This is a genomic window from Paraburkholderia acidisoli (assembly GCF_009789675.1).
GTDB classification, from domain to species: domain Bacteria; phylum Pseudomonadota; class Gammaproteobacteria; order Burkholderiales; family Burkholderiaceae; genus Paraburkholderia; species Paraburkholderia acidisoli.
This window is the reverse complement of the sequence record NZ_CP046915.1, coordinates 963999-990440: the sequence shown is the minus strand read 5'-3', so window position 1 is coordinate 990440 and position 26442 is coordinate 963999. Positions and strand designations below refer to the sequence as shown.

Sequence of the window (26442 nt, the reverse complement as noted above, 5' to 3'; positions counted from 1 at the left end):
GCACGCTTCACACGAGGATCGCGCGGCGCAACTGCTCGGCAAAAGCGCCGCTCGCTTCGGAAAGCGGTTCGGCGCTGCGGCGCAGCATGCCGATCTGCTCCACGCCTCGCGGCGCGGGTACGTCGATCACCGCGAGCAGTCCGGCTGCGATATCGTCGTCGGCCACGCGCTGCGGCACGATCCAGACCGCGTCCGAGCGCATCACGACCAGACGCGCCACCGCGAGCGACTGCGTCTCCACGCAACCGGCCGGCAATGTCAGCCCGCGCGACTCGAAGAACGCCTCGGTGTGATGACGCGGCGCCGTGTGCTCGCCCGCGATCGCCAGCGGATACGCCAGCGCGTCTTCGAGCGATAGCGTCGCGCGTGCCTGCGCGAGCGGATGCCCCGCGCGCGCCACGAGCACCAGCGACTCCGTGTAGAGATATTCGAACGAGATGCCGGGCATGCTCGCGGGCTCGGCCATGCGGCCGATCATCATGTCGATGTCGCCTGCCTTCAGCGCGCCCAGCAGGTCGGCGTTCGAGGCCACTTCCACCTTCACACCCACGCCCGGCATGACCGCCTGCAGGCCAACGATCGCCCGCGGCAGCACCGCTGTCTGCACCGTGGGCAGCGCGCCGATACGCACCGCGGCCGCCTGCGCGGGATGCTCGCGCGCGAGCGCCGCCGCCGAAGCGTCCACCGCGCGCCGCACGTCCAGCGCGTAACGCAGGAAATGCTCGCCCTCGGCCGTGAGCGACGCGCCGTTACGCCCGCGCTCGACGAGCCGCGTGCCCGCCCATTCCTCCAGTTCGCTCAGGGTTTTGGAAACGGCGGGCTGGCTCAGATGCAGGCGTGCCGCGGCACGCGCCATCGTGCGCTCCTGCGCGATGGCGACGATGCAATTGAGGTGCCGGAGACGCAGCCGCGCGAGGATGCGCGCGCGCGGTTCGCTCGTGGGCTCCGCTGCGGCATCGGCAAGAAAATCGGGCACGGCAGCGGTAATTTCGGCGCTTTTCATAACCTGAGGTTATTGATTTTTGCCAAAAATGTCAATTTACTTAACCGGCGCTTAAATCTAAAGTGCGGATCATCGCATCGCATTCACGTACAGGAGGAGACTCATGGCCACGCTCGTTGGCGGCATCGCCGTTTCGCACACCCCGACCATCGGCTTCGCGCTCGACGCGAACAAGCAGGACGATCCGGCCTGGGCGCCGATCTTCGCGACCTTCGAGCCCGTCAAGCGCTGGTTGCGCGAGCAACGGCCCGACGTGATCGTGTACGTCTACAACGATCACGTGACCTCGTTCTTCTTCGACCATTACTCGGCGTTCGCGCTCGGCATCGGCGGCGAATATCATGTGGCCGACGAAGGCGGCGGCGTGCGCGATCTGCCGCCCGTCGCGGGAAATCCGCAATTCGCGCGACACCTGGGCATGAGCCTGTGCGCCGACGAATTCGACATGGCGTTCTTCCAGGACAAGCCGCTGGATCACGGCTTTTTCTCGCCAATGTCGGCGCTGCTCGACCACGACGAAACCGGCTGGCCCACCACGGTCGTGCCGCTCCAGGTGGGCGTGCTGCAATTCCCGATTCCGACCGCACGCCGCTGCTACAAGCTCGGTCAGGCGCTGCGCCGCGCCATTGATAGTTATCCTGACGATTTGCGCGTGGTCGTGATGGCCACGGGCGGTCTCTCGCATCAGGTGCACGGCGAGCGCGCGGGCTTCAACAACGTGCCGTGGGATCATCAGTTCATGGAAGCGATCACGCACGATCCCGAAGCGCTCGCGCAAATGACGCACGCCGAACTCGCGGCACAAGGCGGTCTGGAAGGCGCGGAAGTCATCATGTGGCTGATCATGCGCGGCGCGCTCGCGGGCAGCGTCAAGCCGGTGCACAGCGGCTACTACCTGCCTTCGATGACGGGCATCGGCACGCTCGTGCTGGAAAACACCGCGAAGCCGCTACCGGGCGCGGCCAACGCACGGCAGCGCGCGCATATCGCCCAACAGCTCGACGGCGCCGGCGCACTCGAGGGCACGTATCCGTTCGATCTCGCGGCGAGCGTGAAGGCGTACCGGCTGAACAAGTATCTGCACGCGATGATCGGCGAGGCGCATCGACGCGCGTTTCTTGAGGATCCCGAAGCGACTTTCGAAGCCGCGGGCCTGAGCGAGGAAGAGCGCGATCTCGTGCGCCGCCGCGACTGGCGCGGGCTGATTCACTACGGCGTGATTTTCTTCATGCTGGAGAAGCTCGGCGCGGTCGTGGGCGTGTCGAATCTGCACATCTACGCGGCCATGCGCGGCGAAACGCTCGACGACTTCCTGCAGACACGCAATACCAAAGTGCTCTATTCCGTCACCGGAAAAACGGCGGAGGCCGCGGCGTGGAGCAACGCGCCCGCGCAGCCGTAAAACCCCGTTGCGTGGCCGCCTTCCCGCATTCATCGAGCGCTTGTCGGGCGCTTATCGGGCAGTTATCGAGCGGCCACGCAACGCCAGCGGCAAGGCTTACGCCTTCGCGTGCGCGGCATTCCACCAGATGTGCGCGTCGGCGCCCGCGGGCAGGCTCATCGGGCAAGCGGGGTCGGTGGCGGCGCGATAGACGGCTTCCGCCACATCGCGCGAGTGCGTGATGGTCGGGTCCTTCTCCCAGCGCGCAAAAACGTCCTGCACGAGGCCCTCGTACGGCTTGGGGAAACCGTTGAGCATGCGCGTACGGGCGTTGTCGCCGAAACGCGTGTCGGGCGCGCGGCCCGGCAATACGATGCGCGCGCGCACGTTGAACGGTTCGAGTTCGAGCGCGAGCGATTCCGTGAACGCATTGACCGCCGACTTGCTCGCCGTGTACACCGAGAGCAGATGCAGCGGGCGCACCGTCACCGTCGACGTCACGTTGACGATCACCCCGCTCTTGCGCTCGCGCATTTGCGGCAACACGGCCTGTGTCATGGCGATCGTGCCGAGCGTGTTGGTTTCGAACACTTCGCGCGCGGTGTCCATCGGCGTGCCTTCCAGCGCATTCAGAAAGCCGATGCCGGCATTGTTGACGAGCACGTCAACGGGACCGGCCTCGTCCACGGCGCGGCGAATGCTCTGTGCGTCGGTCACGTCGAGCGCGATCACGCGCAGATGGTTCGACGCCGGCAGCACGTCTTCGCGCGGCGTGCGCATGGTCGCGATCACGTTCCAGTCGCGTTCGAGAAAATAGCGGGCGGTCTCGAGGCCAAAGCCGGACGAACAGCCGGTGATCAGTACGGTTTGCATGAGCGTTTCCTTGCGGGTTGAATGCGGCGCGAGTTGTGGCGCAACGCGCGGCGCGGTGTGTGAATAACGATAATTCGCCGCGACCGGACTTGCTACAATCGAGCGTCCACTTTTCATTCGAGAGAGTCCGGCAATGATCGACCCACTCGCGGAGATCGTCACGCTGCTGCAACCGCAGGCCACGTTCTCCAAGGTCGTTGGCGGCGCGGGCCGGTGGCGTGTGCGCCGCGGTTGCGGCACCGATCCGTTCTATTGCGTCGTGCTCGAAGGCGGCAGCCGGCTGAGCCCGAACGGGCAAGCCGCCATCACACTCGAGGCCGGCGACTTTGTCCTCCTGCCCGAGGTGCTGTCGTTCGAGATGACGAGTCTCGAACCGCCCGCACCCAGCGACGACGACACGGCACCCACCGAGCTCATCGGCGGCGGCTTTCGGCTCGGCGATACCGAAGCGCCTGCCGACGTGCAGTTCCTGATCGGCCATTGCGTATTCGGTTCGCCCGACGCGGCCCTGCTGCTTTCGCTCTTGCCCGAACTCGTGCACGTGCGCGGCGACCCGCGCCTCGGCACGCTCGTCAAACTCGTGCGCGACGAGTCACGCGAACAGCGGCCCGCGCGCGACGTCGTGCTCGCGCGGCTGCTCGAAGTGCTGCTGATCGAAGCGCTGCGCTCCACGCAAACCGCAACCGCGCCCGGCCTCGTGCGCGGCCTCACCGACGCGCGCCTCGCCCTCGCGATCCGCGAGATGCACGAGCGCCCCGAAAAAGCGTGGACCGTCGCGCAACTCGCCGAGACGGCCGCGCTGTCGCGTTCCGCGTTCTTCGAGCGCTTCAGCCGCGCGGTGGGCGTCGCGCCCATGGAGTACCTGCTCTCGTGGCGCATGGCGGTCGCGAAAAATCTCCTGCGCCGCAAGGTGGGCGGGATCGCACAAGTGGCGGAGCGGGTCGGGTATAGTTCCGCGAGTGCGTTCAGCGTGGCCTTCGCGCGTCACGTGGGGGTATCGCCGAGTCAGTTTTTGCAGGGCGGCTGAACGCGACATTCGATCGAAAAAATCAATGCGCAAGAGCGGGCACAAGGCATTCCAGACGAGACGCCACGCCCGCGCAGCGAAAAGAACGCAACGGGGAACACGATGAATTTCGCTCAGTGTGTGACGGGAGCCTGGGTCGATGCGTGGCGCATCACGCGGCGCAGTCCGTTGTTCATCGCATTGCTGGTCGCGGGGGTCTATTTTCTCGACCTCGAGCGCAGCTATGTGAGATCGGCCCACGCTAACACGCTGCCCACTTATGCCGCACTGGGCGTGCTCTGGGCGCTACAGGCGTTGCTACTGAGTATCGCGATCGTTCAAATGCACCGTTTCGTCGTGCTCGACGAGCCGCCCGTGAGCCGGCACGCATTTCTGGGCGGCGCGTACTGGCGTCATGTCGTCGTCACGTATGGCCTGAGTTTCCTCGCTATCGTCGTCGGCATCGTCGCGTGTTTCGCGTTCTCCGGCCTGAGTTGGGCCATCCAGTCGCATGGGCCCGGCAGGGGCGGCGTGGCCGTGTTCGCGGTGGTGCTGGCCTGGGTCTATGCGTGGCTCAGCGCGCGCATTAGTCTCATCAACACGCAGGCTTCGCTGGGCAGGCCGCTACGCTGGCGCGCCGCGTGGCGCGACACGCGCGGCAATGCGCGCAAGATCTACGGCACGTTGTGCGTGCTCGGCGTCACGGGAGGGTTCGCGGCACTCCCCGTGATCCTGCTCGTGTTCGCTATCGCCGCGATATTCGGCCGCAATAGCCTGCATGCCGTCGCCCAGTTGTTCGAAGACCTGTTTGCCGTGTGGTTCGCGCTCCTGGTCGCCGCGTGCTCGGCATGGATCTACCGGCGCTTCGCCGCCGAACTGCTGTAACACGGCGGCGCTGCATGCTGTCACGCGACGGACTTACGCGCCGTCGCGCTTGCCTTCGCCGTCTTCCTCGTTGCTACTGACGAACGGCGAGTCGGTGTCCGGCGTGCCGTCGCGCAAGGCCACGCGCGCCTCGTCCGCGAGCTTTTCGTATTGCCGGCGAAAGCGCGTCAACTCTTTCTCGTCGAGTTCTTCCAGATCGAGCAGCGCGTTATGCGCGCCGTTCAAGGCGCGGATCAATTCGTCGAGCTTGATCTGCATGGCCGCGGTGTCGCGGTTCTGCGTGTTCTGAATCAGGAACACCATGAGGAAGGTGACGATCGTCGTCGACGTGTTGATGACCAGTTGCCACGTGTCGCTGTAATGAAACATGGGACCGGTCACCGCCCAGACGATGACGAGAACCGCCGCGAGCACGAAGGTCGCGGGCCGTCCCGCCATCGACGAAAGCCAGCTGGAAAAACGGGAAAACCAGCTTCTGTTCATGGTGACCGCTCCTGATCGCACCGTCGATACCGATCAGGAGCAAGTCGTGCGCCTACGCGTTACGCCCGCAAGCCCTGGCCCCGGCGCGCGCACGAAACGCACGAAGCGCACGAAGCGCAATCACCACTGATAAGTCGCGCGGCCGATCACGCTGCGCCGCACGCCGTACGCGCAGTAATTCGTGCCCTGGCAATTCACGTACACGCGATCGAACAGATTCTGCGCATTCACCGCGAAGCGCCAGCGCTCGATATCGTAGTGAATGGCCGCGTCCACCAGCGTGACGGACGCCATCTTCACGTCGTTCGATTGATCGCCGTATTGCGGGCCGATATAGCGCACGCCCGCGCCCACGCCGAAGCCGCGCCACCAGCCGCGCTGGAAGGTCTTGTCGAGCCACGCGCTCGCCATGTTGTGCGGTACGTTGGGCGCTTGGTTGCCCGCGTAGCCCTGATCGCTCGACGCAATCGTGCCGTTCATGTACGTGTACGCGGCCGTGAGGCTCAGCCCCGCGCCGAGGTCGGCCACGCCCGAGACCTCGATGCCCTTCACGCGCTGCGCGCCCGTCTGCACGACATAGCTGCCTTCGGGGTGATCGACGTCGGCCTCGGTCACGTTCTTTTGCAGGATGTTGTAGAGCGACACCATGGCAAAGCTCTTTTGCCCCGGCGGCTGATACTTCACGCCCACTTCGAAGCTCTGGCCCGTGGTGGGCTTGAGCGCGGAGCCGTCGTAGGTCACGCCCAGGCCCGGCTGGAACGAGGTCGCGTAATTCACATAGGGCGCCACGCCGCTGTCGAACTGGTACACGAGCCCCGCGCGATACGTGAAGCGCTTTGCATCGTTGTCCTGATCGGTTGCGCCTGCGAGGCGATCGTACTCGTCGGTGCTGGCCCAGTCCTGGCGCACGCCGAAGGTGGCAACCAGCTTGCCGAAACGAATCTGGTCCTGCGCATAGAGGCCGACCTGATCGAGATGATGTTCGACGCTGTAGTCCACGCCGCCCAGTTGCACGGGGCTGCCGTACACGGGGCTGTAGAGATTGAGCGGGTCCACGGTGCCGTCGTTTTCGGCCCAGCGGTCGATCGAATGCACATAGTCCACGCCCACGAGCGCCGTATGACTCAACACGCCCGTGTCGAACTTGAACTGCGCCTGGTTGTCGAGCGAGAACACGTCGGAACTCGCCCGCGCGTTGAACGCGTAGCGGTCGATCGTCTGCTGGTCGTCCTCCAGACCGGCATTGCCCATTACGTCTTCGTTGAGATTCACGTGCGTATAGCGCAGGTTCTGGCGCACCGTGAACGCCTCGTTGAAGCGGTGCGAAAACTCGTAGCCGATCGACGCCTCGCTACGGCGAATCTCGTTGAAATTGGGCTCGCCGTCGAACACGTTCGTGCCGATGCGCGCGCCGTTCGGCCCCGGAACGAGCGTGCCGACAGCCGGCAGGTCGTCGGTCGGATCGCTGCTGTTGCGATAGCTGAAGTGCGACAGCAGCGTGAAGCTCGTGTCGGCGGAAGGCTTCCACGTGAGCGCGGGCGCGAGGAAGAAGCGCTTGTCGGTCTGGTAATCGACCTGCGACCCCGCCGTGCCCGCCTCGCCCGTGACGCGATACAGCACGGTGCCGTCCTTCGTGAGCGGACCGCTCAAGTCGAAGCGGCCGCCCACCGTGCCGTGACTGCCCACGTCGAACGAGACTTCGTGCAGCGGCGTTTCGGTGGGCCGCTTGGTCACGAGATTGATCATGCCGCCGGGAATGTTCTGCCCGTAGAGCACCGAAGTCGGGCCGCGCATGACGTCGATGCGTTCGAGCGCGTACGGGTCCACGGCGGGCGCGAGCAGCGTGAAGTAGGTTTGCGTCGACAAACCGTCGACGAACGGAAACTGGTTCGGAAAGCCGCGCACGACGTAGTAATCGATCGTCGTGTTCAGGCCGCCGTATTGTTCGCCGATCACGCCCGGCGTGTAGCGCAGCGCCTGCCCCACGGTCTGCGCGCCCTGCGCGTCGATCTGGTCGGCCGTGATGACCGAGATCGACTGCGGCACGTCGACGAGCGGCGTGTCGGTCTTGGTGCCCGTTGCGGTGCGTGTGGCCACGTAGCCGTCCACCGGGCTCGTCGCCGTTTCGGCCTCGCGCATGCCCAGGATACGCACGGCGGGCAGCGTCGCCGCCGTGGCGGCGCTGCTGTCCGTGCCGGTGCTCGTGCCCGCGCTGGTCTGCGCGTAAGCCGGGCTCGCCAGCAGGCAGGCCGTGGCGATCATCGAAAGCGGGAAGGCCCGCGTGTGGCGTGTGGTGTGCGTCGTGCGATGCAGGCTGGGTCGCGCCCGGCCCGCTGATTGTCGTGCCATCCCCGGTTTCATCCCCGAAAGTTCGTTGTGAGTTCAAAAAGTCGCGCGAAAACCGCGCAGAAAAGTGCGCGACCTCGCAAAAAGCGCCGCGCAAAGCGTTCAGCCGAACGTAAAGTTCATGAGAGAATGAGAATCATTCCCGCTTGCGATCGCCATCATCCACGGCGCGGCGAGCTACTGACAAGGATACGGGCGGCACCTTTGCTTTGTATTGCCAACCTATGTCGCAAAACGGTCAACTTTTTGCCTAAATTCGATGGATCAAATCGAAATCGAGAACGTCAATCCGATCTGGCGCCAGCGCTACACGATCAGCGCGTCCACGCAGGCCGCGCTGGTGGAGGCGCGCACGTGGGAATACGAGAACGGCTTTCGCGAGGTCTGGCACGCGCACGAGGAGGCGCAACTGGTGTACGTCACGCGCGGCGTGCTGCGCGTGCTCACGCCCGCCGGCATCTGGACGCTGCCGCCGTTTCACGGCATCTGGCTGCCGCCCACGGTGCCGCACGAACTGCACGCGATCGGCGCGGTGAACGTGCGCTCGGCGTGGGTGCTGCCCGATGCCGACGCGGCACTCGCGCGCTGGACGTCGTGCCGGGTGCTGCGCGTGGGCCAGTTGCTCGACGCGCTCGTGAACACGCTCGTCGCCCAGCAGGATGCGGACGGGAACGGCGGCGCAAGCCGCGCCGCGAACGGCGCGCCGGAACGCCGCTCGGCGCTCGCGCTCTCGCTGTTCCTGCTCGAACTCTCGCAGGCCTCGCCGCTCACGAGCGGCACGCTGCCCTTGCCGCAAGACCGGCGTCTGCGGTCGATCTGCGAGCAGTTGCTGAGCTTTCCGCAGAACAATGACACGATCGAGATCTGGAGCGAGCGCGTGGGCGCGAGCGTGCGCACGCTCGCGCGGCTGTTTCGCGAGGAAACCGGCCTGAGCTTCGGGCAATGGCGCCAGCAGCTGCGGCTCGTGGAGGCCGTGGCGAAGCTCGCGCTCGACGTGCCGGTCGCGACCATCGCCGCCGATCTCGGCTATCAAAGCTCCAGCGCGTTCATTTCGATGTTCCGCAAGACGCTCGGCGACACGCCGCAACGCTACCTGCGGCGGCTCGAAAACGCGTGACGCGGTTCGGCGCGGCTCGACGCGGTTCGGCCGGCCGCCGATATCGACGAGACATCGGCCCGATGCGCGCCAGTTGAGGTAGCATGGCCCCGCCCTTCGCGCGACCCACTCTCCTGCGCCCATGATCTCCCTGTTCAAGCGGCGGTCGAAAACCGCCCTGTTCCTGATCGTTCTGCTGCTCGTCGCGTGGAGCGCCTGGGCCGTGTTCGTTCGCACCGTCGAGCGCGTCACGACCGTGACGATCGCGCGCGGCGACATCGAGTCGAGCGTGACCGCGCTCGGCACCGTGCAGCCGCATAGTTATGTCGACGTGGGTTCGCAGGCGTCCGGGGAGATTCGCCATCTGCACGTGCAGCCCGGCGATCTCGTGCAACGCGGCTCGCTGCTCGTGGAGATCGATCCGAGCGTGCAGCAGGCCAAGGTCGACGTCGATCAGTCCACGCTCGCGAGCCTGCGCGCGCAGCGCGTGGGCGCCGAGGCGCAACGCGTGCTCGCGCAACAGCAGTACGACCGCCAGCGCCGCATGGCGGCCGAAGGCTCGACGCGCGAGGAAGACCTGCAAACGGCGCAGGCCGCGCTCGTGGCCGCGCGCGCGACGCTCGACAATCTCAGCGCGCAGATCGCCGGTTCGCAGTCGAACCTCAAGGGCGACGAGGCGCAGCTCGGCTACACGCGCATTTATGCGCCGATGAGCGGCACCGTGGTCACGCTCGACGCCCGCGAAGGCCAGACGCTCAACGCGACCTACCAGACGCCCAACATCCTGCGCATTGCCGATCTTTCGACGATGACGGTCTGGACCCAGGTGTCCGAAGCCGACATCCTGCGCGTGAAGCCGGGCATGCCGGTGTACTTCACCACACTCGGCTCGACCGACCGGCGCTGGAACGCCACGGTGCGCCAGATCCTGCCCGCGCCGCCGAACCCGGCCACCTCGCCCGAAAGCAGCGGCCAGCCAACCGGCACGCAGGCGAACGCGCCCACCAGCGGCAAGGTCGTGCTCTATACCGTGCTGTTCGACGTCGCCAACACCGACGCGCAGTTGAAGCCGCAAATGAGCGCGCAGGTCTTCTTCGTCGCGGCGCGCGCACGCCACGTGATCGTCGCGCCGCTCACCGCGCTCACCGCCGTGAACGCCACGGCGGGCCGCTATACCGCGCGCGTGGAGGTGGACGGCCGCATGCGAACGCGCGACGTGCGCATCGGCGTGCACGACCGCCTGAGCGGCGAAGTGCTCTCGGGCCTCAACGTGGGCGACCGGCTCGTGACCGGCGTCACGCACTCGCATCTCGCCGACGGGAGATTCACGTGGTAACGCCCGCCTCCGCGGACGGCGCAACCGCCGATCACGACACCAGCGCGCCCCCGCCGCTCATCGAATTGCGCGCGATCCGCAAGTCGTACGGCGGCAAGACGCGCGGCCCGGACGGCAAACCGCTTCCCACCACGGAGGTGTTACGCGGCGTGAATCTGGCGATCCGCTCGGGCGAGTTCGTCGCGATCGTGGGCGCCTCGGGGTCGGGCAAGTCCACGCTCATGCATATTCTCGGCTGCCTCGACCGGCCCACTTCGGGCGAATATCGTTTCGCAGGCCAGAACATCGCCGCCCTCAACGCCGACGAACTCGCGTGGCTGCGCCGCGTAGCGTTCGGCTTCGTGTTTCAGGGCTACCACCTGATCGCCACCGAGTCGGCGCGCGAGAACGTCGAGGTGCCGGCCATCTACGCGGGCGTACCCATGGCCGAACGCGCGGCGCGCGCCACCGCGCTGCTCACGCGGCTCGGTCTCGGCGAGCGGCTCGATCATCGCCCCGGCCAGCTCTCGGGCGGCCAGCAGCAACGCGTGTCGATCAGCCGCGCGCTCATGAACGGCGGCCACATCGTGCTCGCCGACGAACCCACGGGCGCGCTCGACACGCATAGCGGCGCCGAAGTCATGACGCTGCTCGACGACCTCGCGCGCGCGGGCCACACCGTCGTGCTCATCACTCACGATCGCGACGTGGCCGCGCATGCGCATCGCACGATCGAGATCCGCGACGGCGAGATTGTTTCGGATTCCCAGGACAGCGCCGGTGCGAGCCACGGGCACGGCGCGCGCGCCTCGTTCGCCTCGCCCGCTTTGCTCGATGCGCGCGCATTCATGGCGGCGATGCAAGACGGCGTCGCGCATACCGCGTCGTTCCTCGCCGAAACGCGCGAAGCGCTGCGCGCCGCGTGGCGCGTGCTGTGGATCAACCGTTTTCGCACGCTGCTCACGTTGCTCGGCATCATCATCGGCGTGGCCTCGGTGATCGTGATGATGGCGGTGGGCGCGGGCACGGAAAAGCAGGTGATCGAGAAGATGGCGAGCTTCGGCACCAACCGCATCTACGTGATTCCGGGCGGCGACAACCCGCGCGGGCCCGGCGGCACGCTCTCCATGGCCGATGTCGATATCGTGCGCGAGGTGCCCAACGTGGGCATGGCGATGCCGTTTCTCGCGACCTACGCCACCGCGCGCTACGGCAACGTGGACGCGCAGGCCGCGCTCTGGGCCGTGACCGAAGACGCGCCCACGGTGCTCAACTGGAAAACGAGCCGCGGCACCTTCTTCACCGCCGACGACGAACGCCGCCTCGCGACCGTGGTGCTGATCGGCAAGCGCATGCGCGAAAAGCTCTTCGGCGAGGCCGACCCCGTGGGCCGCTACGTGCTCGTCAACAACGTGCCCTTCCAGGTGATCGGCGAACTCGAGGAGAAAGGCGCGAGTTCCGGCGACTCCGACGACGACAACGTGATCCTCATGCCGTGGTCCACGGGTGCGCGCCGCATTGTCGGCACCACGAATCTCTCGTGGATCTCGGTGCTGATCGACCGGCTCGATCTCGCCGACGACACCGAAAAGCGCATCACCGCCGCGCTCGACGCCGCGCATCGCGTTCACGACTTCCAGGTCTATAACCGCGCGGCTTCGGTGAAAGCGCAAACCGAAACGCAAAGCACGCTCACGCTCATGCTCGGTCTGATCGCGGCCATTTCGCTCGTGGTGGGCGGCATCGGCGTGATGAACATCATGCTGATGACGGTCCGCGAGCGCACGCGCGAGATCGGCATCCGTATTGCCACGGGCGCGCGCCAGCGCGACATCCTGCGCCAGTTCCTCACCGAAGCCACGCTGGTGTCGGGCGTGGGCGGCGTGCTCGGCGTGGTGTGCGGTCTCGCGATCGGCGCCATTCTGATCGCGGTGGGTGCGCCCGCGATCTTCTCGGTGCGCGCGATTCTCGGCGCGTTCGCGTGCGCGCTGCTCACGGGCCTCGTGTTCGGCTTCATGCCCGCGCGCCAGGCCGCGCGTCTCGATCCGGTGGTGGCCCTTGCGAGCGAATGACCTCATGAAACCCACGCTCGCTGCCCTGGCCTTCTCTCTGGTTTCGCTCGCGCTCGCCGCATGCAGCCTGGAGCGCCCCGCCGCACCGGCCACGAGCGCGCCCGCCGCATGGCAATTCGCCACCGCCGCCGACACGCAAGGCGCGGCCGTGCCGCGCGACTGGTGGACCGCGTTCGGCAACGCCGAACTCGACGCGCTCGTGCAGCAAGCCCACGCGAACAGCAACGACATCGCCGCCGCCGTGGCGCGCGTGGGCGAGGCGCAGGCCAGCGCGCGTATTGCGGGCGCGCCGCTCTGGCCCAATGTGTCGGGTTTCGCCGATGCGGGGCGCCAGGGCGGCCTCGTCGTCAACAACGAAGTCGCGGGCACGAGTTTCGACCTCGGCCTCGCCGCCAGCTACGAACTCGACTTCTGGGGCCGCCATCGCGCGCTGCGCGATGCGGCCGTGGCGAACTACGACGCCTCGCGTTTCGACCGCGACACGGTGGCGCTCACCGTTTGCGCCGACACCGCCAATAGCTGGCTGCAAACGGTCGCGCTGCGCGAGCGCGCCGCGATCGCGCAGCGCAACCTGGACACGGCCGGCGCGATTCTCGCGACCGTCGAATCGCAATATCGCGCGGGCGCGGCCACGCGGCTCGACGTGGCGCAGCAACGCGCGGCAGTCGCGGCGCAGCGGCGCACGCTCGAAGCGCGCCGCGAGGACGCCAACGACAGCCTCGCCACGCTCGCGGTTCTGCTCGGCGCATCGGTCACGCGCGTGCAGGTGGCGACCACGGTGCTCGACGCCGTGCAGGTGCCCGCGATCGGCGCGGGCGTGCCGTCCGCCGTGCTGGTGCAGCGCCCCGACCTCGCGCGCGCCGAAGCGCAGCTCGCGGCCGCCAGCGCGAACGTCGCCGCCGCGCGCGCCGCCATGCTGCCGAGCCTCACGCTTTCGGGCACCGTGGGCTTCGGCAGCGAACGCGTGCGCACGCTGTTCGACAACTCGCTCTACAGCGTCGCGGCGGGGCTCACCGCGCCGATCTTCAACGCGGGCTCGCTCGCGGCCGGGCGCGATCTCGCCATCGCGCAGCGCACCGAATTGCTGGCGAATTACCGCGCGGCCATCGTGGCGGCGTTCGGCGACGTCGAGCGCGCGCTCAACGCGATTCACGGCATCGAGGCCCAACTGGCCGCGCACGCCGAAGAACTCGACGAAGCGCGGCGCGCGCTCGCGCTCGCGCAAAGCCGCTATCGCGCGGGCGCCGAAACGCTGCTCGTCGTGCTGAATGCGCAGCAAACGCTGTTCGCGGCCGAGGACGAAGGCGTGCAATTGCGGCTCGCGCGGCTGCAAGGCGCGGTGTCGCTGTATCGCGCGCTGGGCGGCGGCTGGCAACGCGCAGGCGCGTGAAGCGGCGCGGGGGCGGCGGATCGATGGGGCGGCATCGACTTAGCGACTTAGCGGCAGGTCGACGGGTTCGGCGGATCGGCGGATCGGCGGATCGGCGGATCGGCGGGTCGGCGGGTCGGCGGGTCGGCGGGTCGGCGGATCGGCGGATCGGCGGATCGGCGGATCGGCAGATCACCGTACCGACACGGCGATACATCAGGCGGCGACGCGGACCAATACCCGCGCCCAACACTTTGCACCCGTGGCCGCACGCACGCGCTCGCGTTGCGTAGAATCCTCGCGATCCGACGCACACCGAAGGGACTCGCCATGACGCCGTTGTTCTCCGCCCGTTTGCTGCCCGCCGCGCCCGCGCGCGGCCTCACGCTGCGTGCCGCCGCCGCCGCCGCGGCCGTTGCGCTGCTCGCGAGCGCCTGCACCACGTCGCGCGCGCCCGACGCGACGCCTGCCGACACCGCCACGCGCAACGTGATCGCCCAACCGCTCGCGGCGCGCGCGAACGGCATTGCCGTGCGTCCCGGCGACGGCGCGCGCATCGTCACCGACGACCGCAACAACGCGCTACTCGTCGCCGCAGATCAGGCCAGCCCGCGCACGCTGGCCAGCGTGCCCGCCGTCGCGGGCCAGGCCAATTCGCTGAGCCAGCCCGTGTTCGCGGCACCCGGCGTGCTGCTCGTGAGCCGCTTCGGCTTTGGCACGGCGGGCACGGTGTTCGTCGTCGATCAGGGCCAGGCGGCGCCGCTCGCGGGACTCGCGCCGCAGCGCCGCCGTCTCGGGCTCGCCTCGCTCGGCGCGGGCCGCGCGCTCTCGAGCTGGTTCGTCAAGGACGGCGCGGCGCCCATCACGGGCGGCGTGAGCCTCGTGACCTACGACACCGCGACGCACGCCGCGAGCGAGCGCGATCTGGTCGTGGGGCTCGCGAAACCCGTGGGCGTGGCCGTGAGCGGCGACACCGTGTTCGTCTCCGACCAGTCGCGCGGCGCGATCCTGCGCTACTCGCTGAACGCGCTGCTGGCCGCGTCCGCGCCCGCGAATGGCGGCCCGGTCTTCGCGAGTGTCGACGGCCCCGACCTGCTCGCCGCCGATGCGCACGGCGCGCTCTACACGAAGTGCCGCGCGCACGGCGTCTGCCGCATCGCGCCCGACGGCACGCTCACGCAACTCGCGGGCGATTTCGAGGACGCGCGCGGTGTCGCCATCGACGAAACCCGGCATCGGCTCTACGTGGTCGATCGCGCTCGCAGTTCCAACGCGCCGAGCCTGATCCGCACGATCGACCTGGACGGCGCGCACCCCTGAACCACGGCGCCGGCGTCCGACCGACGCCGAACCGCGCCGGCCTGCGCCGATTCAACGCCGATCGAAAGCCGATCGCACGCAAGCCGCGCGCAAACCGAACGCAAAACGGCGCACGCCGCGCTCGAATCGGCGCTTGCGCATCCTGTCCTACAATGTCGCGACGGTAGTGCCGCATGTCTCGTGTGCGGCGCGCGCGACGCGTCGCACGATCCCCTCCGGTTCTCTCTCTGGCAGATTGCAAGGAGCACGTATGCGAACGATGCAGGCAGTGCAGGTAACGAAAGCGGGCGGTCCTCTCGAAGTCGTCGAACGCAACGTGCCGGAGCCGCCTGCGGGCCACGTGCTCGTGAAGGTTCAGGCGTGCGGCATCTGTCACAGCGACTCGCTCACCGTGGAAGGCCAGTGGCCCGGCCTGCAGTTTCCGCGCGTGCCGGGGCACGAGATCGCGGGCGTGATCGAGCAGGTGGGCGCGGGCGTGCAAGACTGGCAAGCGGGCCAGCGCATTGGCGTGGGCTGGCACGGCGGCCATTGCGGCCATTGCGAACGCTGCCGGCACGGCGACTTCGTGCTCTGCCAGAACGCGCTCGTGCCCGGCATCAGTTACGACGGCGGTTACGCCGAGTACATGATCGCGCCGCAGGAAGCGCTCGCGCGCATGCCCGACGATCTCTCCGACATCGACGCCGCGCCGCTGCTATGCGCCGGCATCACCACCTTCAACGCCCTGCGCAAGAGCGGCGCGCGCGCCGGCGACGTGGTCGCGATTCTCGGCATTGGCGGGCTCGGGCATCTGGGCGTGCAGTACGCGCGCAAGATGGGCTTCGTGACCGTGGCCATCGCGCGCGGCGAGGACAAGGCGCCGCTCGCGAAGCAACTGGGCGCGCACCATTACATCGACAGCGAAGCGCAGAACGTGGCCGAAACGCTCCAGCAGCTCGGCGGCGCGCGCGTGATTCTCGCCACGGCCACGAGCGGCAAGGCGATGAGCGCGGCCATCGGCGGCCTGGGTATCGACGGCAAGATGATCATGGTCGGCATCTCGCAGGAGCCGGTCGAAGTCCCCATCGCGCAGTTCATCATGGGCCGCAACTCGGTGCAGGGCTGGCCCTCGGGCACCGCCGCCGACTCGCAGGAAACGCTCGCGTTCAGCGCGCTCTCCGGCGTGAAGCCGATGACGGAGGAATATCCGCTCGCGCAGGCGCCCGAAGCGTATGCGCACATGATGAGCGGCAAGGCGCGCTTTCGGGTGGTGCTCACGCCGGGCAAATAAGCTTGTCATCGACGATAAAAAGCGGCGGCGCGTGATGGACGCGCCGCCGTTTTATGCCGATGCCGCGTTTATCGCCGCCGTCGTATCCACTTTTACAGCGGACGATTCACAGCGGACGATTTACAGCGACCCCTTTTACAGCGACCGCTCGATCGCCTGCCCCAGCAACGACACGCCCAGATCGATCTCCTCCTCGCTCACCGTGAGCGGCGGCGCAATGCGGAACACGCCGCCCATGCCCGGCAACTGCACGATGTTCATACTCAGGCCGAGCTTCATGCATTCGCGCGTGATCTTCGCGCCCAGACCGTCGGCGGGTTCCTTCGTGCGGCGGTCCTTCACCACTTCCATGCCGAGCAGCAGGCCGCGCCCGCGCACGTCGCCAATGCAGTCGAAACGCTCCATCAGATCGAGCAGGCCGTGCTTCAGGCGCTCGCCCATGACGTTGGCGCGCGCCACGAGGCCGTCGCGCGCCACCACGTCCAGCACGCGCAGACCCACCGCCGCGGGCAGCGGATCGGAGACATGCGTCGTGTAGAACAGATAGCCGAGTTCGTGCGCGCGCTCCTCGATCGCCGCCGAAGTCACCACGGCCGCGAGCGGCAGGCCCGCGCCCAGCGTCTTCGAGAGCGTGAGGATGTCGGGCGTCACGCCGTCGCGCTCGAACGCGAACATCGTGCCGGTGCGGCCCACGCCCGTTTGCGCCTCGTCGAGGATCAGCAGCATGCCGCGCGCTTCGCACTTTTCCTTGAGCGCCGCCAGATAGCCCACGGGCAGGTCGATGATGCCGCCCGAACTCAGGATCGGCTCGGCGATAAAGGCCGCGAGATTGCCGCTCGATTGACGGTCGATCAGATCGAACGCGTAGTCGAGTTCGGCGCGCCAGTCGTACTGGCCGTTGCGCTCGAAACGCGGGCGATACGGAAACGGCGCGGGAATCGCGAACGAACCCACGGCCGCCGGACCCACGCCGCGGCGCCCCGCGCTGTACGTGGCCGAAGCCGCCGCGCCCGTCATGCCGTGCCACGACTGCGCGAAACCCACGATCTCGTACTTGCCCGTCACGAGCTTGGCCATGCGGATGGCGGCTTCGTTCGACTCCGCGCCCGTGCTCAGCAGCAGCGCGCGGTCGAGCCCCGGCGGCGTGAGGTCGGCGAGACGCGTGGCCAGATCGACCACGGGCCGCGAAAGCATGCCGCTGAACAGATGGTCGAGCTTGCCCGCGTATTCGTTGATGACGGCGACGATCTCCGGATGGCTGTGGCCGAGCACGGCGCTCATCTGGCCGGAGGTGAAGTCGAGGATCGCGCGGTCGTCGGCGTCGTAGACGAAGCTGCCTTGCGCGCGCTCGATGATCATCGGTTCGAACGTGCCGCCGTAGCGGATCAGATGTTGCCGGGCGTTGAGCCAGAAAGTGGCGTCGTCGTTGCGGGACACGGGCGTTCTCCTCGGGGTGAGCTTGCAGTCTAGCCAGCGCGCTGCATTTACAAAATCGAATAGTTTTAATGGCAGCCAGAAACACGGCTAATATCTGAGCGGGACGATTTTTTAGGCGGGCCGAATGCCATGAGCCAGGCGCTGGACATCGATTTGCTGAGAACCTTTACGGTGATCGCCGAGGTGCGCGCGCTGAGCCGCGCCGCGAGCCGCGTGGGCCGCACGCAGTCGGCGCTGAGCCAGCAGATGAAGCGGCTCGAGGAGATCGTCGACCAACCGCTCTTTCAGCGCACCGGGCGCGGCGTGGTGTTGACCCATCCCGGCGAGCGCCTGCTCGTGCACGCGCAGCGCCTCTTGCGGCTGCACGACGAAGCGATGGCCGACCTGCGCGGCACGGGTTTGTCGGGCAGCATTCGCTTCGGTTGCCCCGACGACTATGCGGCCGTGTTTCTGCCTGCGCTGATGCGCGAGTTCGCGCGCCAGCATCCGCACGCGCTCGTGGAGGTGGTGTGCGCGCCCACGCCGCGCCTGCTCGAACAGCTGGATAACCGTGCCGTCGATCTGGCAATGATCTCGCTGCCCGATACGGACGAACGCCTGGGCGCCGAAGCCGATATCCGAACGCAGACAAGAACGGCGACCGAAGCGGCAGCCGAAGCGGAGACACAAGCGGCGACAAAAACGGCTATCGAAACCGGCGGCGCCATCATCCGCCGCGAGCAGCTCGTCTGGATCGGCTATCCGGGGCTCGATCCCGCGCATTTCACGCCGCTGCCGCTCGCGCTCTCCGACGCCGACACGCTCGACCACCTCGCCGCGCGCGCCGCGCTCGAACGCGCCGGCCGCGCGTATCGCATCGCCTGCGCGAGCAGCAGCCTCTCCGGCCTGATCGCGCTGGTGCGTGCGGGCCAGGCCTTCGCCGTCATTACGCAGACCGCCGTGCCGCCCGACCTGGCGGTGCTGCCCGCCGACGCCGCGCTGCCGCCGCTGCCCGCCGTCGGCATCACCGTGAAATGCGGCCGCCCGCGGCCTTCGCCGCTCGCGGGCGCGTTTGCGGAGCATATTCGGCAAACCCTACCGATTTTGTAGCGAGCCTGCCGCGGAGAACGATTGCGCGGTGCAATTCGGCGCCGATCGACGCCAATTGGATGAAATTTAACTTTCATCGTCCTGCGGCATTTTCATCGTAAAATGCGGCTGGCGCCGCGATGTATCGGCGTAAAGCCTTCATCCGCGATGCACGTCGATCTCCCCACTCTCTATCTCCTCGCGATCGGAACCCTTTTAGCCAGCGCGTTCATGACGCTCTGGGAGCACCGCACGCATCCGCGCCGCAGTGCGGTTCTCAAAACCCTCGCGCTCGCCTACACCACGCTCGCGCTGGGTTGCGTGCTCGCGACCACGCGCACCGCGCTGCCCGGCATGCTGGGGCCGGCGCTGTGCAACGTGGTGATCGTCGTGGGCTATCTGCTGATACTCGACGGCGTGGCCGCGCTCAACGGGCGCGGCTATCGCGCGCTCTCGGTCGTCGTGGTCGTCGCGCTCGCGCTCACGTGGGCGATCGGCGGCATGTCGTGGCAAGCGGCCATGTGGAATTACGGCAGTTCAGTGCCGATCACGATCATCTCGTTGATCACCGCACGCGAGTTCGCCAAAGGCGACGGCATGGCGCACGCGCAGTCGCGTCATATCGGCGTGATTGTTACCGGTATCCACGCGGCGTTCTACGCGTTCCGCGCGTTCCTGCTGCCGGCGCTCGCCGCGCGTTACGGCCACGACATGCTGATGGCGGCCGGCAAGGCCACGATGTACGAAGGCGTGCTCTATTCGGTCGTGCTGCCGATGACGCTGCTGCGTCTCGTGCGCGAGGAAACCCACGGCCAGTTGCTGCGCGAATCGCAAACCGACTATCTGACACGGCTCGGCAACCGCCGCTGGTTCTTCGAGGAAGGCGCGCGCCTGATCGCGAGCGGCTATGCGTACCGGCCGGTCTCGCTGCTCGCGTTCGATCTCGATCATTTCAAGGCAATCAACGACCGTCACGGCCACAAGACCGGCGACGAAGTGCTCAAGGCGTTCGCCGAAGTCGCACGAGAAGTGACGGGGCCGGAGACGATCATCGCGCGCATTGGCGGCGAGGAATTCGCGGCGCTCCTGTGCGGCCAGCACAGCGTGCGCGCGCGCGAAGTGGGCGAAACCATTGCGGTGCGGTTCGCGCAAAGCGTTTCCGAGCGCGCGAGCGGCTTGCCGATTCACGCCACCGTGAGCATCGGGCTCGCACAGTCCAGCGACGAATCGGCGCCACCCAATCTCGCCGACTTGCTGGCCGCCGCCGACAAGGCGCTTTATCGCGCGAAGTCGCTGGGCGGCAACCGGCTCGAGCTTGCGCCGGTGAGCGAACGAACCGCCGCGGCCTGAGCATTACACATTGCTGTTTGTGTCGATGCATCGCGGGGCGCGAGGCCCCGCGTTCCGGCTCGATCCACAATCCGGCAGCGCGGTTTAAAACGGCGATTTAAAACGTACTGTAAAACGCGCTTTAAATCGCCGCATGTAAAGCCGTATGCCGATTTAAACCCACGCTTTTAAACAGCCATCGTTAAAACCGGTGCGTCACGCCAACGATCGCGGCCACGGCGTGGCTCGTGCTCGAATAGGTCGAGCCGCTGAAGTTCGCCACCGCCGCCTTGCCCGTCGAATCCGTACCCGAAGCCGCCTCGTAGAACGCGTCCGCATAGAGCGAGGTGCGCTTCGTCACGAGATAGGTCGCGCCCAGGTTGACCTGGTTGTAGTGCGCGCTGTCGTAGCCGCCCGCGCCGCTGTTGTGGGTGTAGATGTACGCCGCCGCCAGCGTGAGCGCCGGGCTCAGCGCGTACTTCACGTTGAGTTCGCCCGAATTGAAGGTGGCCGTGCCGCCGTTGTAGACGGTGCCGTAACTGCCGCCCGCCGCGATCTTGCCCAGGTTCTGGAACTGCGTGTTCGAGTAGAGCACGCCCAGTGTCACCGGACCGAGCGCATAGGAACCGCCTGCTGTGACGATTTGCTGCGAACCCGCGGACGCATAGCCGCCGTAAATGCGGCTCGGCATGTTGTTGTTCGTGCCGGTGCCCGAGGTCGAGGAATTGCCCTGATTGCCGAACGTGGCGTAGTACGGACGATTCGTGAACTCATAGCTCGCGCCGAGCTTGAGCGGACCGTTGGCATACGCGAGGCCCACGTCCTTCACCGCGTTCTGGCCGAAGTTGCCCGCCACGTTGCCGAAGCTGTACAGCACGCCCAGCGTGAAGCCCGCGACGTTCGGGCTCGTGTACTTGACGGCGTTCTGGATGCGGTTCGAGGTGTCCACATTGTCGACGTCGGCGGCGCGCGTGCCGTAGCCGAGACCCGAAGCGGCCCAGTCCGCGCCCGAAGCGAACGAGCTGGTCGCGTCGTTGCTGGCCGAGTACTGGCGGCCGGCCGTGAGCGTGCCCCACGTCGCGCTCGACAGACCCACGTACGCCTTGCGCCCGAATTCCAGCCCGCCCTGACCGAGCGCGCCCGTGCCGAGCGTGAAGCCGTTTTCGAGATCGAAGATGGCCTTCAGACCACCGCCCAGATCTTCCGAACCGAGCAGGCCCCAACGCGAGGACGTGGCCGAAGAAAGACCGTAGAGCGAGCCGCCCTTCACGTTGTTGTTGTAGAGGAAACCGGCATCGACGACGCCGTACAGCGTGACGCTGCTTTGTGCCTGCGCTGCGCCGGCGAAAAGGCCGAGCGAGATGGCCGCTGCGCTGATCTTGTTGATTTTCATCTGTTTGAGTCTTCTGTGGTTATCGAGGTGTGAATCGTGTACGCGTGGCGCGGGAAAGACGTGGACCCCTGACGTTCCCGAATGAGTGCTGCGCGGCCACCGAGTCTAGGGATCACCCCAAGGACTGCAAACGAAGTTATTTGACTAAGCTTTACGCCTATCCGAATTCATTCTTTCATGACGTTGCACACGCAACGTTCTTGCTGCCGATACAACGAAAACGGCCGCAGCATTGGCTGCGGCCGTCGATCGAGCAGTGAGTTTCGCGCGGCTTTGGACTCGCGCGAGTGAGTTCGTGTTGATCGATGCGTATCAGAAGCGCAACAGTGAGCGCAATTCGATACTGCGGCACGGCGGCGTATCGAACGGCGAACCGGAATCATCGAACGCCGTGTGCGCGGTGAAGCGCGCCGTGCTGCCGCCCGCGGAATCGTAGATCTTCAGGGCGGCTTCAGCGGGAGTCGGCCACGATCTCGCTCATGGTGGGCGCCGTGCTCAGTCGAGCCGCATTTCCGCTACGAAAGGAAACATCAGCGGCGTATAGCTCATGTTGAAATAGCCGTAGTGCGCGCACACGGCAATATGCGCGAGACGCTCGGCGCTATTGGCCGCAGTGGGTTGCGGCGCGGGACTGCGACGCGCGAATAGACGCTGTAGCAGCGGAATCGTTGCAGCGGACATAATTCAGGCCTCGTGACGAATGACTTCTTTAATCTAGTCGTCGGCAAAAAGCGGCCCAAACAAGCAATTCTGCAATGCTTAGCTCGACCACGCGGCGTGCGATTTCGCCACCATGCCATTCGCAGTGCGTGCCCTTCACCTCCCCAAACCCGCGATAACCAAAGCACGATTTGTTGGTTTGCGCGCCGCCTGCGCAGCGCGAGAATCTAGCCGCATTCTCTTGCGGCACGCCCCTCTCGCTTTCTTGCTTTCTCGCGCGGGCTTACTTTCACTCGTTGTACTTCGTCAGGCTGATTCCATGAAGGCGCGCACTTCCTCACTTCGTACGCCCACCCGGCCCCGTTTCGCGAAAGGCGCGCTGCTCGCGGCCTGCGCCGTGGCCGCCGTCTTGCTGCAAAGCTGCTCGCGCCATGACACGCCCGCGCAAACGTCGGCCACGACGGCGCCCGGCAACGCCCAGGCGAAGCAACAGATCGTCTATTTCAAGTATCCCGACAATCCCGCATTCGATCTCGTGTATCTCGCGGACAAGCTCGGCTACTTCAACAACACGAGCACGCGCCCGCAATACGTGGGCAAGATTTCCGCGCCGCAGATCATTCCGCTCGTGGGCACCGGCGAGATCGACTTCGGCACGCGCATGGTGCCGCTCGTGATTTCGGCGATTGCGAGCGGTGCCGATATCAAGGTGGTTTCCGCTGGCGGCGAAACGCTGCCGGACGCACCGCACATGAAGTATTTCACGCGCAAGGACTCGGGCATTCTCGGCCCGAAGGACTTCGAAGGCAAAACGGTGGCGTTCAACAGTTTCGGTGCATGCGCCGAATTCGTGACGAAGAAATATCTCTCGCAGCACGGCGTGGACGTCTCGACGGTGAACTGGCTCGTGGTGCCCGACAATCAGTCGGAGCAGGCGCTGGTCACGAAGAACGTCGACATCGCCATCATTCATCCGCCGTTCTCGGGCGCGGCCGAAGCCGACCCGCAATTGCACAAGCTGTGGAGCGACTGGGACGAAGATCACGGGCTCGGCGGCATGGCGCCCTATAGCGTGAACGGCGCGTTCGCGCGCGCGCATCCGCAAGCCGTGCGCGACTTCGTGAGCGCGATCGCCAAAGCGGGCAACTGGGTCAACGAGCACCCCGACGAAGCGCGCAAACTCACCGCCGAGCGCCTCGGTATCGACGAAAAACTCGTCGAACGCTATGCCTATGTGAAAGACCTCGTCGTGACCGAACCGCCCATTCAGTACTACATCGACATACTCGAACAGGCCGGCAAGATTCCCAAAGGCAAGGTCCACGTGAAGGACGTTTATACCAACGAGTACAACGCATTCGCCGCGAAAGAGGCGCAAGCGAACACCGCCGCGCCCGCCGCCGGCGCACGCTCATGAGCGCGGCCGCGGACCTGCGCGAAAAGATCGTCGCGCGCGATCTCACGCTGACTTACCCGCATACCGCCACGCACCCCGCGCACACCGTGCTCAGGCATTTCGACCTGAGCGTGCGCGAAGGCGAGTTTCTGTCGCTGCTCGGGCCGAGCGGTTGCGGCAAGTCCACGTTCCTCAATGTCCTCGCCGGACTCGTGCCGCCCAGCTCGGGCGAGATTCGCGTGAGCGGCGAGCCCGTGAGCGCGGCGCGCCGCAAACTGGGTTTCGTCTTTCAGGGCTATGCGCTGTTTCCTTGGCGCACGGTGCGCAAGAACGTGGAAGCGGGGCTCGAAATTCGCGGCGTGAAACGCGCGCAACGGCGCAGCGAAGCCGAACGCTTTTTGCAGCTGGTCGGGCTGCTCGATTTCGCCGATCACTATCCGCACCAGCTTTCGGGCGGCATGCGCCAGCGCGTCGCCATTGCGCGCGCGCTCGCCTATGGCCCCGAGATCCTGCTGATGGACGAACCCTTCGGCGCACTCGACGCGCAAACGCGCGAATCGCTGCAACAGGAATTGCTCGGCATCTGGGAACACAGCGCGAAAACGGTGGTATTCGTCACGCACAGCATCGACGAGGCCATCTTTCTCTCCGACCGCGTCGCCGTGCTGGGGCGCGGTCCGGGCCGCGTGAAAGAGATCATCGAGATCGATTTGCCGCGCCCGCGCAACGCGGCCTTGCGTCATGCCCCGGAATTCGTCGCGTTGCGGCAGCGCGCATGGGAGAGTTTGCGCGTGGAACTCGACGCGCCGCGCGCGCAGGAGCACGCATCGTTCGGCGTACTACGGGAAGCCACGGGAGCGCAGCATGTCTGAACAAAACGGCGTGCGCCGTTCTTCATTTTCCGCCGCGCCGATGGGTGCGATGGGTGCGATTGGTACGGCTCGTGCGCGCGAGACATCGCCACAAAACGGCCCGCACCGCGCTACGCACGCGCGAGGGGTGCTCGTGGGCGCCTTCGAGCGATCCATTGCGATGATCGCGTTCGTGCTGCTCTGGGAGTTGCTGCCACGGCTCGGCGTCGTCAATCCGGCGTATCTGAGCCCGCCTTCGCAGGTCGTGGCCGCCATCGCGCGGCTCACCGCCAGCGGTGAAGTGTGGACGCATCTGGGCGCCAGCGCGCTGCGCTCGATCAGCGGCCTGCTGCTCGCGATCGCGAGCGGTATCGTGTGCGGCTTCGCGCTCGGCTGGTTCCGCCGCGTGGAGCGTATCGTCGACCCCGTGTTTCAACTGCTGCGTCAGGTATCGGCGTTCGCGCTGTTCCCGGTGTTCATGCTGTTTCTCGGTATCGGCGAATCGTCGAAGATCGCCATCGTCGTGTGGGCCGCGTTCTGGCCGGTGCTGCTCAACACGATCGCGGGCGTCAAGCAGGTCGAGCGCATGCTGATCGACTGCGCGCGCGTCATGGGCGCCTCGCAGGCTTTTATCGCCACCAAGGTCGTATTGCCCGCCGCGCTGCCGCAAATACTCACCGGTATCCGGTTGGCGGGTGCCTACAGCATTACCGCGCTGGTCGCCGCGGAGATGATCGGCGCGCGTTCCGGCCTCGGCTTCTACACGCTCAATTCGCAGGAGACCTTCCAGATTCCCGATATGTATGCAGGCATCGTACTGCTCGCCCTCTTCGGATTGCTGATCAATCAGAGCCTCTCGCTGCTCGAACGGCGCTTGCTGCGCTGGCGCGTGGGCCTCGCGCAAAATGGCTGACGCGTTCGCGCTGCCGGTTCGCGCCCCGCGGCTCGCGCCGCGTGCGCGATTCGCGCTGTGGCTCGCGCTGCTCGTGGTGTCGCTCGCGCTCGCCGCGTGGCATGAACGCTTCGAATCGGCGCGGCCGTTCGCGGCGGCCGTCGCGCGCGGCACGCTGATCGTCGCGGTGCCGTCTCGCCCCGAGCCCACGCTGTATGTCGGCAAGGTCGATCGCCGCCAGCGGGCGCCCGACCCGTTCGCGGCCGCGCTCGCGAACGATCTCGCGCAGCGTGCCGGGCTGCCGGTCGAGTTGCTGCTCGCGGATTCGAATGCGGCGCGCGCGGCGGTGGCCACGGGTCACGCCGATGTCGCGATTGCCGGGCTCGGCTTCGCGCCCGATGCGTCGCTCGCGTTCGCGCCCACGGCGTACGCCACGGGCCGGGGCCTCGCGCTCGTGTTGCGCCACGGCAGCGTGCAGCGCTGGGACGATTTGCGCGCGAAACCCGTGTGCGCGGCCAGCGGCGACCCGTATGCCGCCCGCGCGGCGCACGCCTATCACGCCAACGTGCAGGGCTTCGACCGCCCGCTGGACGCGCTGCTCGCCTTCCAGGCCGGCGATTGCGCCGCGCTCGTCGCCGACGAATACGTGGTGCGTTCGCTGCTCAAACAACCCGACTGGATGTACTACCGCGCGCTGCCCGGTAGCATCGCGCCCGCGCCCGCCTATGTCGCCACGCGCAGCGGCGACGCCGCGAGCACCGCCTTCGTCGAACATACCGTCACGGCATGGCGCCGTGATCGCTGGCTCGCGACCGTGCGCGCCGGTCAAGCCACGAACCTGGCCTTCGACATGTTCAACGCCGAAAACGACCTGTATTGCCACTAGGCGCCAAAAGCGCCGCCTATCCTGGCGAATTTTGTCGAATGCGCACGATCCTGCGCGTTCCCGCGTGCCACACCCGCGCCGCGAATCTGTTGCATACTCTGCGTTTCGCGC

Annotated in this window: 22 protein-coding genes; 15 read left to right on the top strand and 7 right to left on the bottom strand. The window is 66.7% G+C overall.

The window, feature by feature from the left end; translation table 11 throughout:
- Positions 1-7: 7 nt before the first annotated feature.
- Positions 8-1003 (bottom strand): LysR substrate-binding domain-containing protein, encoded by a 996-nt coding sequence (locus FAZ98_RS26605; protein ID WP_158955679.1) that lies wholly within the window; start codon positions 1001-1003, stop codon positions 8-10.
- 103 nt (positions 1004-1106) lie between these two features.
- Between FAZ98_RS26605 and FAZ98_RS26600 the strand changes: the two genes are divergently transcribed.
- On the top strand, positions 1107-2405 hold the full coding sequence (locus FAZ98_RS26600) for a gallate dioxygenase (protein WP_158955677.1): 1299 nt from the start codon (positions 1107-1109) through the stop codon (positions 2403-2405).
- 96 nt (positions 2406-2501) lie between these two features.
- On the opposite strand, the gene FAZ98_RS26595 is transcribed toward FAZ98_RS26600, so the two are convergent.
- Positions 2502-3257 (bottom strand): SDR family oxidoreductase, encoded by a 756-nt coding sequence (locus FAZ98_RS26595; RefSeq protein ID WP_158955675.1) that lies wholly within the window; start codon positions 3255-3257, stop codon positions 2502-2504.
- Positions 3258-3390: 133 nt separating this feature from the next.
- Between FAZ98_RS26595 and FAZ98_RS26590 the strand changes: the two genes are divergently transcribed.
- The gene (locus FAZ98_RS26590) at positions 3391-4284 is read left to right on the top strand and encodes an AraC family transcriptional regulator (RefSeq protein WP_158955673.1); all 894 of its coding nucleotides are present in this window, start codon (positions 3391-3393) and stop codon (positions 4282-4284) included.
- A 102-nt stretch (positions 4285-4386) separates the two neighbouring features.
- Complete coding sequence (locus FAZ98_RS26585; RefSeq protein ID WP_158955671.1) at positions 4387-5148, top strand: hypothetical protein; 762 nt, start codon at positions 4387-4389, stop codon at positions 5146-5148.
- Between the two features lie 33 nt (positions 5149-5181).
- Here the strand turns inward: FAZ98_RS26585 and FAZ98_RS26580 are convergent, their stop codons facing one another.
- Both FAZ98_RS26580 and FAZ98_RS26575 read right to left on the bottom strand, forming a co-directional pair.
- Positions 5182-5631, bottom strand: a complete 450-nt coding sequence (locus FAZ98_RS26580) for a low affinity iron permease family protein (protein WP_158955669.1) — start codon at positions 5629-5631, stop codon at positions 5182-5184.
- A 120-nt stretch (positions 5632-5751) separates the two neighbouring features.
- A complete protein-coding gene (locus FAZ98_RS26575) occupies positions 5752-7980 on the bottom strand; it encodes a TonB-dependent siderophore receptor (RefSeq protein ID WP_158955667.1) in 2229 nt (742 codons plus the stop codon).
- Between the two features lie 256 nt (positions 7981-8236).
- Between FAZ98_RS26575 and FAZ98_RS26570 the strand changes: the two genes are divergently transcribed.
- The 6 genes from FAZ98_RS26570 to FAZ98_RS26545 all read left to right on the top strand — a co-directional run bounded on the left by FAZ98_RS26570 (position 8237) and on the right by FAZ98_RS26545 (position 16419).
- On the top strand, positions 8237-9094 hold the full coding sequence (locus FAZ98_RS26570) for an AraC family transcriptional regulator (protein WP_158955665.1): 858 nt from the start codon (positions 8237-8239) through the stop codon (positions 9092-9094).
- A gap of 121 nt (positions 9095-9215) precedes the next feature.
- Entirely contained in the window at positions 9216-10409 is a 1194-nt protein-coding gene (locus tag FAZ98_RS26565) for an efflux RND transporter periplasmic adaptor subunit (RefSeq protein WP_158955663.1), read from the top strand.
- A complete protein-coding gene (locus FAZ98_RS26560) occupies positions 10403-12460 on the top strand; it encodes a MacB family efflux pump subunit (protein WP_158955661.1) in 2058 nt (685 codons plus the stop codon). Before FAZ98_RS26565 ends, FAZ98_RS26560 begins: the two co-directional genes overlap by 7 nt.
- A 4-nt stretch (positions 12461-12464) precedes the next feature.
- Positions 12465-13850 carry an efflux transporter outer membrane subunit gene (locus FAZ98_RS26555; protein WP_158955659.1) on the top strand — a complete coding sequence of 462 codons (1386 nt, stop codon included), beginning with the start codon at positions 12465-12467 and terminating at the stop codon, positions 13848-13850.
- 309 nt (positions 13851-14159) lie between these two features.
- Positions 14160-15149 (top strand): NHL repeat-containing protein, encoded by a 990-nt coding sequence (locus FAZ98_RS26550; protein WP_158955657.1) that lies wholly within the window; start codon positions 14160-14162, stop codon positions 15147-15149.
- 250 nt (positions 15150-15399) lie between these two features.
- Entirely contained in the window at positions 15400-16419 is a 1020-nt protein-coding gene (locus FAZ98_RS26545; RefSeq protein ID WP_158955655.1) for an alcohol dehydrogenase, read from the top strand.
- Between the two features lie 135 nt (positions 16420-16554).
- On the opposite strand, the gene FAZ98_RS26540 is transcribed toward FAZ98_RS26545, so the two are convergent.
- Complete coding sequence (locus tag FAZ98_RS26540; RefSeq protein WP_158955653.1) at positions 16555-17856, bottom strand: aspartate aminotransferase family protein; 1302 nt, start codon at positions 17854-17856, stop codon at positions 16555-16557.
- A gap of 129 nt (positions 17857-17985) precedes the next feature.
- Between FAZ98_RS26540 and FAZ98_RS26535 the strand changes: the two genes are divergently transcribed.
- Positions 17986-18945: a LysR family transcriptional regulator gene (locus FAZ98_RS26535; protein WP_158955651.1), complete on the top strand. Its 960-nt coding sequence runs from the start codon at positions 17986-17988 to the stop codon at positions 18943-18945.
- Between the two features lie 147 nt (positions 18946-19092).
- A complete protein-coding gene (locus FAZ98_RS26530) occupies positions 19093-20274 on the top strand; it encodes a GGDEF domain-containing protein (protein ID WP_158955649.1) in 1182 nt (393 codons plus the stop codon).
- Positions 20275-20455: 181 nt separating this feature from the next.
- On the opposite strand, the gene FAZ98_RS26525 is transcribed toward FAZ98_RS26530, so the two are convergent.
- Positions 20456-21646, bottom strand: a complete 1191-nt coding sequence (locus tag FAZ98_RS26525) for a porin (RefSeq protein WP_158955647.1) — start codon at positions 21644-21646, stop codon at positions 20456-20458.
- Positions 21647-22141: 495 nt separating this feature from the next.
- The gene (locus FAZ98_RS26520) at positions 22142-22327 is read right to left on the bottom strand and encodes a hypothetical protein (protein ID WP_158955645.1); all 186 of its coding nucleotides are present in this window, start codon (positions 22325-22327) and stop codon (positions 22142-22144) included.
- Positions 22328-22625: 298 nt separating this feature from the next.
- Here FAZ98_RS26520 and FAZ98_RS26515 point away from each other — a divergent pair, with 298 nt between their 5' ends.
- From FAZ98_RS26515 to FAZ98_RS26500, 4 genes are all read left to right on the top strand, one after another.
- Positions 22626-23723, top strand: a complete 1098-nt coding sequence (locus FAZ98_RS26515; RefSeq protein WP_158955643.1) for an ABC transporter substrate-binding protein — start codon at positions 22626-22628, stop codon at positions 23721-23723.
- Positions 23720-24574, top strand: a complete 855-nt coding sequence (locus FAZ98_RS26510) for an ABC transporter ATP-binding protein (protein ID WP_158955641.1) — start codon at positions 23720-23722, stop codon at positions 24572-24574. Before FAZ98_RS26515 ends, FAZ98_RS26510 begins: the two co-directional genes overlap by 4 nt.
- Before the next feature lie 160 nt (positions 24575-24734).
- Positions 24735-25466: an ABC transporter permease gene (locus tag FAZ98_RS26505; protein WP_233272925.1), complete on the top strand. Its 732-nt coding sequence runs from the start codon at positions 24735-24737 to the stop codon at positions 25464-25466.
- Complete coding sequence (locus tag FAZ98_RS26500; RefSeq protein WP_158955639.1) at positions 25459-26331, top strand: substrate-binding periplasmic protein; 873 nt, start codon at positions 25459-25461, stop codon at positions 26329-26331. Before FAZ98_RS26505 ends, FAZ98_RS26500 begins: the two co-directional genes overlap by 8 nt.
- Positions 26332-26442 lie beyond the last annotated feature (111 nt).